The organism is Streptomyces sp. NPDC020422, from assembly GCF_044386705.1.
Lineage (GTDB): Bacteria > Actinomycetota > Actinomycetes > Streptomycetales > Streptomycetaceae > Streptomyces.
Genome location: NZ_JBIRVJ010000001.1, coordinates 222,376 through 235,719, shown reverse-complemented (window position 1 = coordinate 235,719; position 13,344 = coordinate 222,376). Strand labels below are relative to the sequence as shown.

The window sequence follows — 13,344 nt, the reverse complement described above, 5'->3', positions numbered from 1 at the left end:
GGCCGTGACCCCCGGCAGCCTCAGGCCCCGAGCACCTCCACGTGGTCCCCCACCGCCACCACCAGGACCCGGGTCCCCGCCGCGGTGGTGCGCCAGCGGTGCCTGACCCCGCCGGACAGCAGCAGGGTGTCCCCGCGCCCCAGCCGGTGGAGCCGGCCGTCGGCCTCCACCTCCACGGAGCCGTCCGCCACGTACAGCAGCTCGTCGTTGCGGTGCCGGAACTCGCGGTCCGCCTCCTGCTCCCCGGTGAACTCCAGCGCGTGCAGCTGATGCCGGCCGCGCACCACCGGCCGGACCCGGGCCCCCTCGCTCAGGCCGCTGTCGTCGCCCGCGCGCACCACCTCGACCGTACGGGTCTCGTCGGAGGCGGCGAGCAGCTGGACCGCCGTCGTGTCGAGGGCGTCCGCGATCCGCTGCAGCGAGCGCATGCTGGGCCGCGCCCGGTCGTTCTCGATCTGGCTGAGGAACGGCGAGGAGAGGCCGCTGCGCCCCGCGACCTCGGCGAGCGTCAGCTCCAGTGCACGGCGCCTGCGGCGCACGGCCGACCCGACCCGCGGCGCGTTCGCACCCTCCATGACCCCTCCGCCTTCCCCGCCCCACGGCGCCGACGGCGCCGTTCCTGCTGCGTGACGGCACCTTACGCCGCCCGGGCCGACACCCCCGAGACGGTTTCGTACTCCCGACACACGCCCGTCACACAACACCTCTACCTTCAAAGTCGATTGCTCTCATCAAAGAAACTTTGACGCCCTGGAGGCGAGCCCCGCCATGCCCGTGATCGACCAGAACTCCCGACGTCGGCGCCCGACCGGCCTCATCGCCCTCGACGAGGAGGCCGCCTCCCCCGGCTACACCCTCTACGCCCCGCTCACCGGAACCGGCCAGGTGTACCTCGTCGACCTGCACGGCCGCACCGTCCACCAGTGGGACCTCCCCTACCGCCCCGGCCGCCACGCCCGGCTGCTCGCCGACGGCACCCTCGCCTACAACGGAGTGCTCCCCGGCGAGGAGGCGCTCTTCCCGATGTGGCACAAGTACCGGGGCGGCGTCATGCTCCACGCGGCCCCCGACGGCACCGTGCTGCGCGAGCACCGCGACCCGTTCCAGCACCACGACGCCCACCACCTCGACGACGGACGCGTCCTCTACACCGCCCTCGAACCCCTCGACGGCGCACAGGCCGCCGCCGTACGGGGCGGCGTCCCCGGCTCCGAGGCGGCCGGCGGGCTGGTGTGGGCCGACACCATCCGCGAGATCGGCCCGGACGGCGAACTCCTGTGGTCCTGGCGGGCCGCGGACCACCTGGACCGCGAGGCCTTCCCGCTGCACGAGGCGTACGCCCGTGAGCACTGGCCGCTGATCAACAGCGTCACCCCGCTGCGCGACGGCAACATCCTCGCCAGTCTTCGCAGTGTCTCCGCCGTCGTCGTCATCAGCCGCGCCACCGGCGAGATCCTCTGGCGCAGCGGCCCGGGCACCGTCAGCCAGCAGCACGCCCCCACCGAGCTCGACGACGGCCGGCTGCTCGTCTTCGACAACGGCGTCTTCCGGCCCGGCAACGACGTCCCGTACTCCCGCGTGATCGAGATCGACCGGGCCGGCGGCGACGTCGTCTGGGAGTACCACGACCCGGCCCGCGAGTTCTTCTTCGCGCCCTTCATGGGATCCGCGCAGCGCCTGCCGAACGGCAACACGCTCGTCACCGACTCCCCGTCGGGGCGCCTCTTCGAGGTGACGAAGGACGGCTACCTGTGCTGGGAGTACGTCGTCCCGCACTTCGCCGGCTACCGGGAGAGCGAGGTCCGGGGGCTCTTCCCCGCCGAGCCCAACGCCGTCTTCCGGGCCTACCGCTACACCGCCGAGGAGATCCCCTGGCTGGAGGTGACGGCATGACGACCGCCACCGCCCACCGGGACGCGACCGAGGCCGTCGACGCCCCCGTCCCGGCGCGCCGCCTGCTGCCGCTGGCCGCACAGCACGTGCTGGCGATGATCGCCGCGCCCGTCTCCACCGTCTTCCTCGTCGCCGGCACCCTGCGGCTGTCCCCCGGCGCCGCCGCCTCGCTGCTCAGCGCCGTCCTGCTGCTGTGCGGCGCGGGCGCCCTGCTGCAGTCCCTGGGCGTCTGGCGGATCGGCGGGCGACTGCCGTTCGTCATGCTGCCCGGCGGCGCCGCGACCGCGCTGTTCCTCCAGATCGCCCAGGACCACGGGGCGCCCACCGCGGCCGGATCCGTCCTGCTGGCCGGAGCCCTGCTGATGGCCGTGCTGCCCCTGTACGGGCGGGTGGTGCGCCTCTTCCCGCCCCTGGTCATGGGCGTGACCGTGCTGCTCATCGGGATCGCGATGATCCGCGTCGCCGCCCGGCTCGTCACCGGCCCCGACGGCACCGGCGAACCGCGCGCGGTGCTGCTGGCCGCCCTCACCGTCGCCGCGACGGTCGCCGCGTACGTGTTCCTGCGCGGCGTCTGGCGGCAGACCGCGGTCCTCACCGGCATGGCCACCGGAACGCTGGTCGCCGTCGTCACCGGCCTCGGCACCTTCGCCCCCGCGGCGGGCCACGGCTTCGCCCTGCCCGCCCTCCTCCCGTACGGCACACCGCGCTTCGACCTGATCGCCGCCCTGCCGCTGCTGCTGTTCAGCCTCACCACGCTGGCCGAGATCACCGGCCAGACCGTGCTGAACAGCGAGACGGTCGGCCGCACCCCGGACCCGGGCCGCGACGTCCCCAGGGTCGCGCGCGCCGACGCCCTGGTCTCCCTGGCCGGCGGCCTGTTCGGCACGTCCCTGATGGTCACCAGCGCCGAGAACATCGGCATCGGCCGGCTCACCGGGGTCCGCAGCCGCTTCGTCACCGCCGCGGCGGGCGTGCTCCTGATCGTCCTCGGCGTGGCCACCCCCGTCTCCCGCGCCCTCGCCGGCATCCCGGAGGCGGTCGTGGGCGGCTCCGCACTCGTCGTCTACGCCGTGATCGCGGTCATGGGCGTCGAGATGCTCCGCCGCGCGGACCTCTCCGGCACCGGCACCGGCTCCCTGACGGCCGCGCTCGCCCTGACGGTGGGCCTGCTGCCGCTGCTCAGCCCGGACCTGTACGCGGGATTCCCCGGCTGGGCCCGCACCGTCCTGGGCAGCGGCGTCGTCGCCGGCACCCTGACCGCGGTCCTCCTCAGCGCCCTCCTCGGCCGTCTCGACCGGCCGGGGCGGGCCCGGAAGGGCCCCGCGGAGCCGGCCACACCGTGAGGTCCGGCGCCGTCCGGCCGGCCCGACAGGACGCGGGCCGGGGCGGCAGCCGCCGCCCCGGCCCGCGGGGTCTCCCTCGGATCACCGGGAAGGTCAGACGAGCGCGTGCCCGTCCTCGTGCTGCTCCTCGTGCTCGTCCTCGGGGATGCTCACCAGCCAGCGGGTGTCGCGCCGCGGGCGCAGGTACAGGGCCCAGTAGAGGGTGGCCGCCGCGGTGATGCCGCCGGTCCACAGCAGGTACTCGGTCTCCTGCATGGTGAGGACGTACGCGAGGACGCCGATCAGCAGCACCGGCACGACCGGCCACAGCGGCATGCGCCACGCCGCGACGTGGCGGTGCGCGCCCCGGCGGCTGAACAGCGCGGCGACCGCGACCAGGATGTACATGCCGGTGACGGAGACGCCGGTGACGCCGTACAGGGTGTCGAGGTTGACGAAGCACAGGGCCGCGCCGGGCACGCCCACGGCGAGGGTGGCGACCCACGGGGAGCCGAAGCGGCCGAGGCGGGAGAGGGCGTTGTTGACGGGCTGCGGCCAGGCCTTGTCGCGGGCGGAGGCGAACAGCACGCGGGAGTTCTGGATGACCATGACGATGCCGGCGTTGACGATGGCCAGGGCGACGCAGAGGCTGATGAAGGTGCCGACGGCGGAGTTCGACCAGGCGGTGATCATGCCGCTGATGTCGCCGCCGGTCAGCGTCTGGAGGTCGCCGGCGCCGAGGGTGATCGCGACGACGGGCACCAGGATGACGGCGGTCGAGATGGCCAGGGTGGCGAGCACGGTGCGGGCCACGGTGCGGCGCGGGTTCTCCAGCTCCTCGGAGAGGTAGACGGCCGTCGAGAAGCCCTGGGTGACGAAGAGGGCGATGGCGAGGCCGGAGACGACCATGGCGCCGGTGACCAGCGAGTGCGTACCGCCCGCGGGGGCGACCTCGCCGTGCAGCAGGGAGCCGACGCCCCGCTCGGAGTGCGCGAAGCCGAGGACGGCCACGATGCCCGCGGCGACGACCTCCAGGACGAGGAAGATGCCGGTGATCCAGGCGTTGGCCCGCAGGTCGAGCAGGCCGGCGAGGGTCGCGAGGAGCATCACGCCGGCGCCGGCGAGCGGGGCCGGGATGTGCACCAGGGGCGCGAGGTAGTCGGCGGTCCCCATCGCGATCACCGGTGGCACGATCATCACCACCAGCAGGGACAGGACGAACACCAGCCAGCCGGCGAGCCGGCCCGCGAGGGTGGAGACGATCGCGTACTCGCCGCCCGCGCTCGGGATCAGGGTGCCCAGCTCGGAGTAGCAGAACGCGACGCCGATACAGAGCAGCGAGCCGATGGCGATGGTGAGGGCCGCGAAGGTGCCGACGCCGTCGAAGAGGTCCGGCACGACCACGAAGAGGGTGGAGGCGGGCGTCACGCACGACAGCGTGAGCAGGGTGCCTCCCACGACACCGATGGAACGCTTGAGCTTCTGCGGCACGGGGCCGGTCTGGGGGGCCAGCGCGTGCGGGGCGCTGAGGGTGTCCGTCATCAGGCGGTTCCGATCGGTGCGAGCGGCGTAGTGAACGGGAGCGGTATCGCCTCCGAGGCGTCCGTGGTCAGTGGTTCCGTGGCTCCCGGGCTGAATGGAAGCCCGGGGAGAACCGCAGGTCAATGCCCTACCGGCTGCGGAATCCGTCGTTCCGACCCGCCCCGGCGGCGCTGGGGGACGTGAAGAACGCGATAAGACGGCGTAAACGCTCCGTACGGGAACCGCAGGGGCCGCCCGAGGACTTTTCCCTCGCTTTACCGCCGCCGGGGTCGGCGCTCAGGATGCGGACGAGTCTCCAGGGTGCCACGGAAGCGCCGGGTGGCGGCGGGCCCGGGCACCGCGGGACCGGGCGCACACTGGCAGAGGGGGCGCGTGCGGAACGCGCCCGCAGGCCCGGAAGAAGGTGCCCGGATGTCCGGGACCCCGTCACGCTCGCGCTACGCCCCGGACCGGGGGCTCTCGGCCCGCATGGCGGCCACGATGTTCCTGATCGGGCTGCTGTACGTGGTCTTCGTCGGCGTCCTGCTGGTGCTGCTGCGCGGCTCCTGGCCCGTGATCCTGCTGGTCGCGGGCGGACTGTTCGTCGCGCAGTTCTGGTTCAGCGACCGGATCGCCGCCCTCGGCATGGGCGCGCGGGAGGTCACCCGCGCACAGGCCCCCGAGCTGCACGGCACCGTGGACCGGATCTGCGCACTGGCCGACATGCCGAAGCCGAAGGTCGCCGTCGCCGACAGCGACGTGCCGAACGCGTTCGCCACCGGCCGGGGCGAGCGGACCGCGCTGGTGTGCGTCACCACCGGGCTGCTGCGCCGCCTGGAGCCGGAGGAGCTGGAGGGCGTCCTCGCCCACGAGATGTCCCACGTGGCGCACCGCGACGTCGCGGTGATGACGATCGCCTCGTTCCTCGGGGTACTCGCCGGGATGATGACCCGGGTCGCGCTCTACAGCGGGCTCGGCCGCAGCAGCCGGGACGCCAACGCGGCCGCCGCCGTGATCCTCGTGCCGATCGTGAGCGGGGCCGTGTACGTGCTCGGCTTCCTGCTGACCAGGGTGCTCTCCCGCTACCGCGAGCTGGCCGCCGACCGGGCCGCGGCGCTGCTGACCGGGCGCCCGTCGGCGCTCGCCGCGGCCCTGACCAAGGTGAGCGGGGAGATGGCGCGGATCCCGACCCGGGACCTGCGCAGGGCCGAGCCGTACAACGCCTTCTGGTTCGCGCCCGCCTTCTCGTCGAAGGAGAGCCTGAGCCGGCTGCTGTCCTCGCACCCCACCCTGGAGCAGCGGCTCGACCAGCTGGCCCGGATCTCGGAGCGGCTGGGCCAGGCGTGAGCCCGGTACGGAAGGGACGTGGCCGTCGGAATCCTCGACAGCATCCTCGGACGCGACAGGCCGGTCCGGCCCGACCTGGACCGGCTCTTCGCCCTGCCTTCGGCGGCCCTCACCCTCCAGGCGGGCGCCGGCTTCGTGCCGACGGGCCGGGGGTCGGTCTGCTTCGCGGGGGTGGAGGGCGGGGCCTTCGTCCGGCTGAAGGAGGAGGTGCGGGAGCTGCTCGACGCGGCCTCGGGCGGGCAGGCCGCCCCGGCGTTCTCCAGGGACGCGTACGGGTACACCTGGCTCTCCGCCCGGCGCCCGGCCGACGACCTCGTCGCGCTGGTCAACGATCTGCACGCCGTCAACACGCTGCTGCAGGAGGCGGGCTTCGGCCCCCAGCTGCTCTGCTCCCTGACCGCCTTCCACGCGCCCGCCGCGGAGACCCGGGCCCCGCACGAACTGGCGCTCGTCTACCTCTACAAGCGGGGCACGTTCTATCCGTTCGCTCCGCGCGCGGACGGCGCCGAGCGCCGCGACAACGCCCTGGAACTCCAGGTCAGGGCGCTGCTGGCGGGCGATCTCGCGATCGAGCCGGACCTGGAGCGGTGGTTCCCGCTGTGGGGCGCCCCGGGGCTCGGCACCGACGGCGGACCTGCCTCCGGGGGTGGCTGAGCCCAGCGGGCCGCGGCCGGTCCGGCGTGCCCGAGCGGGTCGGGCGGCGGTCCGGCCGGCGCTTCGCGCGTCCTGACGGGCCCCGCTCGGCAGCCGTCCTCATCGAGGGGCCCCCTCCGCTGCCGGCGGACCCTCGCGCTCCTGTGCCGCGAAGTACCGCCCCAGCGGCGGCTCCTGGGCGAGCACGGCGCCGATCGTGACCGCGAAGGTGAGTGCGGCGCAGACGCCGATCAGCCAGGACAGCATCGTCAGGACGAGGCCGAGCGAACCGTACTCGTCGAGCGCCCTGTTGAGCGCGGCCGGCATGTAGAGCCGGGCCGTGAGGGCGAGGGCCGACGTCGCCGCGGCGGCCAGGAGGGCGCCGGGCAGCAGGGGCAGCCAGCGGACGCGGTTGGCGAGGAGGAGGTGCTGGGTCCAGAGCCAGACGGCCACGCCCACGACGAAGTACGTGGGGACGCCGAGCCACAGGCCGAGTCCGAAGCCGTCGCGGATCGGGGCCTGGAACAGCACCACCAGACACAGCGCCAGGAGCCACACCATCCAGCGCCAGGCCGCGATGCGGGTGCCGGCCTTGGGCAGTCCCCAGGCCCGTTCGCACACCCTCGCCATGGCCCGGCTGAAGCTGGTGGCCGAGATCAGGGCGACGAGTGCGCCGACCGCTCCGGTGGTCTCCCGGAGGCTGTCGGCGGCGGAGGCGTCGAGGACCCGCTGCAGTTGGGCGTCCGACGCTCCGTCGAGCCCGAACATGGCGCGCAGGGACTCCTGCAGCTGCTCGCGCACGCCGTGCGGGGCGAAGGCCGCCAGGGCGAACAGGAGGGGCACCGCGGCCAGGAAGGCCTGGGCCGCGAGCCGGGTGGCGGCGTCGAGGAGGCTGCCGCCCACGAGGCGGCTCGCCACTTCCGAGAGCACCGGGAAGCGGCGCTCGGCCGCGCTCCGGATGCTGCGCGCCCGGGTCGCCAACGACATCCCGTCTCCCTGCCCTTCCCCGAACGGCCCGTCCAGGACATTGGACTCGAAGCCGGGCCGGGCGGCGACCGCGGCCGGGCGACACGGACGCGGACTCGCCCATGGGGGTGAATCTGCCCATACTGGACACATGGCTCGTTACTCCGAGAAGGCGCACGCGCCACCGACTCTGTCGGTCAAGGGACGGGACGTCAGAGTGCGCACCATCGGCTTCCTGGTGCTCGCGGCCCTGGCCGTCTGGTTCATCGCCGCCAACACCGGTTCGGTCACCATCCGCCTGTGGATTCCCGAGGTCACCCTGCCCCTGTGGATCGTCCTGACGGTCACCCTCCTCGCCGGGATGATCCTGGGCATGCTGCTCGCCTACCGCCGCCGCGCCCGCCGCTGACCGGCTATCGCCGCGGTTCGGGGACCAGGCGGAGCAGCCCGTGCAGGATCGCGTCGACCGTGTCGTGCGCCGGTTCGGCGCCGACATGGGTCAGCAGCCGGGCCAGCACGCCGAGCGTGGCCGGCGAGGCCATCACCCGGGGGTGCAGCAGCGGCCGGTAGCCGAACCGGGAGAAGAGCAGGTCCCCGGCGGCGCTGCCGAGCCGGTAGTAGCGCCCCCAACGGCGCCTGATCTCGGCCGGGTACTGCCGCAGCGCGTGTTCCCGGCGCGGCCCGGCCGGGCGGGCGAGCGCCAGGGCGATGGTCTCCGCCGCCACTTCGGCGGCCTCCATGGCCTGGGCGATGCCCTCGCCGCTCCACGGGCTGACCATGCCGGCGCTGTCGCCGACGAGCAGCAGTCCGCGCCGGTACTGCGGGTGCCGGTTGAGGCCCATCGGCAGCGGGGCGCTGCGCAGCGGGGACTCGGCGCTCTCCTCGGAGAGCCCCCATTCCTCGGGCAGTCGGGGCAGCCAGTGCCCGAAGGTCGCCCGCAGGTCCACGGGCCGCTGCCGTCCCTGCCGCTGGGGCAGGGCGCCGAGGCCCACGTTGACGCGTCCGTCGCCCATCGGGAAGACCCATCCGTAGCCCGGCAGGTCGAGTCCGGTGCCGGGGCAGCGCAGGTCGGCCCAGAGCTCCAGATAGGGGTCGTGGCTGCGGGCCTCGCTGCGGTAGTACCGGCGGGCGGCCGCGGCGACGGGCCGCCTGGTGTCCCGTTCGAGCCCCAGGCCGAGGGCCGTGCGCGCCGAGGCGCCGTCGGCCGCGACCACCAACGGGGCCCGGTAGCGCACCGGCCGGCCCTCCGGGCCGTGGTCGGCGGTCACTCCGGTGACCTGTCCGTCCCGGTCGGTCAGGGTGCCCGTCACCTTCACCCCGGTCCGCAGCCGTGCCCCGCCGGCGCTCGCGTGGGCGGCGAGCAGGTCGTCGAAGTCGTGGCGGCTGCGGGTGAGCCCGAAGTCGGGCAGGGCGCCCAGGCGGGGCCAGTCGATCTCCGCCTGATGGCCGGCGCAGACCCAGCGCATGCCCTTGTTCCGCATCCAGCCCGGTGCGTCGATGTCGATGCCCAGCCGCACCAGCTGGTGGACGGCGCGGGGGGTCAGCCCGTCGCCGCACACCTTCTCGCGGGGGAAGCCGCTCTTCTCCAGGAGCAGCACGTCGACACCGGCGCGCGCGAGGTGGGCCGCGGCGGCGGAACCCGCGGGTCCCGCGCCGACGACGATGACCTGGGCTTCCTCGTCACGTGGGGTGATCACTCCCCTACTATGCCCCTCGGCCCCGCCCGGCAGACCCGGAGCGCGCTCAGCGCACGCCCTCCCACAGGAGCCGTTCCCCCGCGCGGGGGTCGGTGACCGGGGCGGGGGTGGTGCTGAACTGCATCGTCGTGCGGTCCGCGCGGTCGTAGGGTGTCCAGCCGGGGCTGCCCGTCTCGGCGAAGGCGACCCACGCCCCGTGCACGGCGTCCGCGAGGGCCTGTGGCGGGTGCGGGCCGAGCAGCGGGGCGTAGGCGGGGTCGTGCAGCCGGTCGAAGACGAAGGGCAGCTCCAGGGCGTGGCAGGCGCCGAGGGTGCCGCCGAACCGGGGGGAGCGCCAGGAGAACTCGTACAGGTAGGAGCCGGGGACGGCCTCGGCGAGCCGGATGGCGGGGACGCGGTAGAACCAGTCCGTCGCCACGGCGGCGAGGAGTTCGCCCGGGGTGGCGTCGGGGCGGGCGGCCCGGTAGACGGGGAGGGCTTCGGCGGGGTCGAGTCCGTAGGCCGCGGTCATGGCGTGGAGCGCGGATTCGGTGACGGTGTCGAGGCCCCGGGTCGGGGCGAGGAAGAGGCGGTACTCGTCCAGGTTGCTGCCGATCAGCAGGTCGATCCCGCAGTCGGGCGGGGGCAGGGCGAGTGCGGGCCGCACCGGTTCGAACGGCATCAGGTTGAGGACCGCCTCGCCCCAGAGCCCGGGGTCCGGCCGGGCGCTCACCTCGGCGCGCAACTCCGCCTGGGCGGCGAGGAGTTCCTCCAGGGGCACGGCGGCGAAGCCGTCCGCGGTCGGGGCGGTTCCCAGGGTGCGCGCCAGGTGGGCGGTGATGCGCGCGGCCGAGGCGGGGCGCAGGAAGTGGTGGCAGGCGCCGGACTGCAGGACGGCCCTGCGGAACAGGCCGCGGGCGGCCGGTTCGGTCAGGAGGGTGCCGATGCTCATGGCGCCGGCCGACTCGCCGAAGACCGTCACCCGGTCGGGGTGGCCGCCGAAGGAGGCGATGTTCTCCCGGATCCAGCGCAGGGCGGCGATCTGGTCGAGCAGGCCGCGGTTGTCGGGGCGGCCCGGCAGGTGCAGGAAACCGTCCGCCGCCAGCCGGTAGTTGAGGGTGACGCAGACGACGCCGTCGCGGGCGAAGGCGCTTCCGTCGTACGCGGAGACCGAGCCGGCTCCGTTGGTGAACGCCCCGCCGTGCAGCCAGACCATCACCGGCAGGCCGCCGTCCGGCCCCGGCGCCGGGGTCCAGATGTTGAGGTTGAGGCACTCCTCGCCCCGGGTGGTGTCGTCCGGGATGAGGGTGTCGAAGGGCGGGAGGTAGGGGGCGTGCGGCGGGGTCGGTCCGTGCGCGGTGGCCTCGCGCACGCCCGTCCAGGGCTCGGGCGGGGCGGGGGCCCGAAACCGCCGGGCGCCGAAGGGCGGTGCCGCGTAGGGGATGCCGAGGAAGGCGGTCACGCCGTCGGGCAGGGCGCGGCCGCGGACCGCGCCCTGCCGGGTGGTGCACACGGTCATGCCGACAGGACCTCGATCAGCGCCTTGCCGAACTCCTCGGGGCGTTCGATGTGGACGGCGTGCCCGGCGTCGGCGACCGCGACCTCGCGGACGGTTCCGCCGGCCGCCGCGTACCGGTCCAGGACGTGCCGGGTCTGCGCCAGCATCGGCTGCGCCGGGGTGCCCGGCCATCCCGGTACGGCGCCGATCGCGCCGAGGTGCGCCAGGTCGAACAGGGAGGTGTCGGAGACGATGACGTCGTCCTCGCCGCGTATCCACAGCACCGGCGGCTTGGGGTCGACCAGGTGCAGGTCGTCGACGCGGAAGTGGGTGGGGGCCAGGCAGTTGAGCACCCCGCGGCCGCCGGGTGCGAAGCCGGGCCAGGCCTCGGAGGGCGTGCTGTCGCCCGGGTAGTGGGCGTCACCGGTGCGGGTGCTGAGCATGGCCTCGACGTAGGCGTCCTCGTGCTCGGGGCGCAGCGGCGGCTTGACGTAGCAGCCGGCGAGGACGGAGCGCGGCGAGACCGGGGTGTCCTCGCCGCGGTCGCCCTCGGCGAGCAGCCGCACGAAGTCCGGGTTGGCCGTGCCGCCGCCCGACCCGGCGCCGTCAGGGGAGTTGAGGGTGCCGTCCGCGCCGTGCGTGCCGCCGAATCCGTAGGGGGAGACCGGGCTGACGAGGGTGAGGGAGCGCACCGCGCCGGGGTGGTCGCGCAGGTACTGCATGACCACCCCGCCGCCCATGGACCAGCCGACGAGGTGGGCCCGCTCGATGCCGAGGGCGTCGAGGAGGGCGGCGAGGTCGTCGGCGTAGTCCCGCAGGCCGCGGGTGGCGTCGACGGGCAGCGGATCGGTGCCGCCGAAGCCGCGCAGGTCGACGGCGAGGGGGCGGTAGGCGGCCGGCAGCGTGGGCAGGGTGGTGTGCCAGAACACCGAGGAGGAGACGTTGCCGTGGACGAAGACGACGGCCTCGCCCTCGTCCCTGAGGTCGGTGATCTGCTGGGTCAGCCGCTCGGTGCGGACACGGCGGGTGCGGAGGGTGTTCATGGTGATCCGATCCTTCAGGACAGCCAGGTGGCGACCTGGGCGGCGGCCGTGGGGTGCCAGCCCAGTTCGAGGTGGTTGGCGGCCGCGACGGTGGCCTTGCCGCCGACGGTGGGGATGCCGGTGGTGTCGAGGGCGCTGGCGGTGAACACGACGCCGTCGCTGGGTCCCCGGTTCTCGTTGAAGATCCCGACGATGTCGGCGGATCCGCCGGCCAGCAGATAGGTGGTGACGGAGGCGGGCACCCCGGCGCTGTGCAGCGGCGCGATGAGCGAACCCGCGTCGATGGCGGCCTGGATGCCGCTGCCCGCGGTGTAGAAGCCCTGGCCGCCGTAGTAGGTCGTGTACCAGTCCTGGGCGGCGCCGTCGACTCCGTACACCCCGTCCCAGCGGGCCAGCATCTGGCGCTGGCCCGGGTAGTTGTCGTAACCGCCGGAGGGGGTCATGGAGAACTCGGGGCGGGCGGTGTACGTCCCGTAGCAGGTCATGTGGGAGTGCGGGGAGGGCGCGTTGACCTGGCCGCCGCAGGCGGGCCAGATGGAGAAGTCGTGGGCCCAGCCGTGGGCGTAGGGGTAGTCGTAGCCGCCGTTGGGGCCGCCGAGGGTGATCAGGCGGCGTACGTCACCGGCGTACGCGCGGCCCCAGCTCGGCTTCACGGACGACACGTACGCCCGGGTCGACATCTCGCCCTTGCTCCAGCCGACCAGGTCGACCTTGTCGACGCCCAGCTTGGCCTTGATGACGGCGATGGCGTCGCCGACGATCTGCGCCTGCATGAGGTTGTCGCCCTGCTTGTGCGCGAAGCCGACGGCGAAGACGCGGTGGCCGCGCTCGGCGAGGTACTGCATCAGTCCGGTGGACGGGCAGGTGGCGGCGCCGCAGCCGTAGCCGCCCGACTCCCCGGGGTTGGCCCAGGCGCGGTCCGCGGTGTCGTTGGCGCCGTGCACGAGGAGGACGGGGGTGGTGCGGCCGCCGGTGTTCCAGCCGGGGGCCGAGTAGAGCAGGAACCGTCCCGAGGAGGGCCGCGAGACTCCCCCGAAGTACGTCACGCGCTTGCCGTCCTGGTCGCCGCGCCCGTCCGGCGGGAAGCCCTCGGTGCGGAAGCCGCCGGTCGAGTCGGCGTACCGCTCGACGCGCTCCCAGCCGTTGCTCACGGTCCCGGCCCCGTAGCTCGCCTCGAGACTCAGGTACGCGGGTGGTGTCGCGGCCACCGCCTGCCCGCTCCCGGCGGCGGGCGGCACGACCAGCAGGGCCGCGACGACACCGGCCACCGCCCCGGCCCGGGCTCCCCAGGCCCGCCACCCGCTCCTTCGTCCGCGTCTGTCGCCCATCCGCCGGCCCCCTCCCCCGGTCATGCGCTCCTGGCGCGCCTACCCGATGCGTCCCGGCACCGGGTGTGCACACGCTAGGCGGGCGGGGTGGCGAGGGGGCATGTAGGTGGACCACAC

The 13,344-nt window shown here is 74.3% G+C and carries 12 protein-coding genes; 5 read left to right on the top strand and 7 right to left on the bottom strand.

From position 1 onward, the window contains the following. Window positions 1-20 precede the first annotated feature (20 nt). Window positions 21-575 carry a helix-turn-helix domain-containing protein gene (locus tag ACH414_RS01115; RefSeq protein ID WP_398940507.1) on the bottom strand — a complete coding sequence of 185 codons (555 nt, stop codon included), beginning with the start codon at window positions 573-575 and terminating at the stop codon, window positions 21-23. A gap of 193 nt (window positions 576-768) precedes the next feature. Here ACH414_RS01115 and ACH414_RS01110 point away from each other — a divergent pair, with 193 nt between their 5' ends. After that, window positions 769-1,893 carry an aryl-sulfate sulfotransferase gene (locus tag ACH414_RS01110; protein ID WP_398940506.1) on the top strand — a complete coding sequence of 375 codons (1,125 nt, stop codon included), beginning with the start codon at window positions 769-771 and terminating at the stop codon, window positions 1,891-1,893. Then, entirely contained in the window at window positions 1,890-3,236 is a 1,347-nt protein-coding gene (locus ACH414_RS01105; RefSeq protein ID WP_398940505.1) for a uracil-xanthine permease family protein, read from the top strand. Before ACH414_RS01110 ends, ACH414_RS01105 begins: the two co-directional genes overlap by 4 nt. Before the next feature lie 93 nt (window positions 3,237-3,329). Here ACH414_RS01105 and ACH414_RS01100 read toward each other — a convergent pair whose 3' ends face one another. After that, window positions 3,330-4,757, bottom strand: a complete 1,428-nt coding sequence (locus ACH414_RS01100) for an APC family permease (protein ID WP_398940504.1) — start codon at window positions 4,755-4,757, stop codon at window positions 3,330-3,332. A gap of 411 nt (window positions 4,758-5,168) precedes the next feature. Between ACH414_RS01100 and htpX the strand changes: the two genes are divergently transcribed. Together htpX and ACH414_RS01090 are read left to right on the top strand one after the other, a co-directional pair. Next, window positions 5,169-6,083 carry a zinc metalloprotease HtpX gene (htpX, locus tag ACH414_RS01095; protein ID WP_398940503.1) on the top strand — a complete coding sequence of 305 codons (915 nt, stop codon included), beginning with the start codon at window positions 5,169-5,171 and terminating at the stop codon, window positions 6,081-6,083. Between the two features lie 18 nt (window positions 6,084-6,101). Then, window positions 6,102-6,737, top strand: a complete 636-nt coding sequence (locus tag ACH414_RS01090; RefSeq protein WP_398940502.1) for a hypothetical protein — start codon at window positions 6,102-6,104, stop codon at window positions 6,735-6,737. A gap of 99 nt (window positions 6,738-6,836) precedes the next feature. On the opposite strand, the gene ACH414_RS01085 is transcribed toward ACH414_RS01090, so the two are convergent. Beyond that, a complete protein-coding gene (locus ACH414_RS01085) occupies window positions 6,837-7,703 on the bottom strand; it encodes a YhjD/YihY/BrkB family envelope integrity protein (RefSeq protein WP_382544789.1) in 867 nt (288 codons plus the stop codon). Window positions 7,704-7,833: 130 nt separating this feature from the next. On the opposite strand from ACH414_RS01085, the gene ACH414_RS01080 reads away from it, so the two are divergent. Then, window positions 7,834-8,091, top strand: a complete 258-nt coding sequence (locus ACH414_RS01080; protein WP_398940501.1) for a lipopolysaccharide assembly protein LapA domain-containing protein — start codon at window positions 7,834-7,836, stop codon at window positions 8,089-8,091. Between the two features lie 4 nt (window positions 8,092-8,095). Here the strand turns inward: ACH414_RS01080 and ACH414_RS01075 are convergent, their stop codons facing one another. Genes ACH414_RS01075 through ACH414_RS01060 form a run of 4 tightly spaced genes read right to left on the bottom strand, consistent with a single transcriptional unit; the run spans window position 8,096 to window position 13,227 of the window. Next, complete coding sequence (locus ACH414_RS01075) at window positions 8,096-9,379, bottom strand: geranylgeranyl reductase family protein (RefSeq protein ID WP_386561734.1); 1,284 nt, start codon at window positions 9,377-9,379, stop codon at window positions 8,096-8,098. Between the two features lie 46 nt (window positions 9,380-9,425). Next, window positions 9,426-10,877 carry a carboxylesterase/lipase family protein gene (locus ACH414_RS01070; protein WP_398940500.1) on the bottom strand — a complete coding sequence of 484 codons (1,452 nt, stop codon included), beginning with the start codon at window positions 10,875-10,877 and terminating at the stop codon, window positions 9,426-9,428. Continuing rightward, window positions 10,874-11,899, bottom strand: a complete 1,026-nt coding sequence (locus ACH414_RS01065) for an alpha/beta hydrolase (RefSeq protein ID WP_398940499.1) — start codon at window positions 11,897-11,899, stop codon at window positions 10,874-10,876. Before ACH414_RS01065 ends, ACH414_RS01070 begins: the two co-directional genes overlap by 4 nt. Window positions 11,900-11,913: 14 nt before the next feature. Then, window positions 11,914-13,227: an esterase/lipase family protein gene (locus tag ACH414_RS01060; RefSeq protein WP_398940498.1), complete on the bottom strand. Its 1,314-nt coding sequence runs from the start codon at window positions 13,225-13,227 to the stop codon at window positions 11,914-11,916. Window positions 13,228-13,344: the final 117 nt, after the last annotated feature.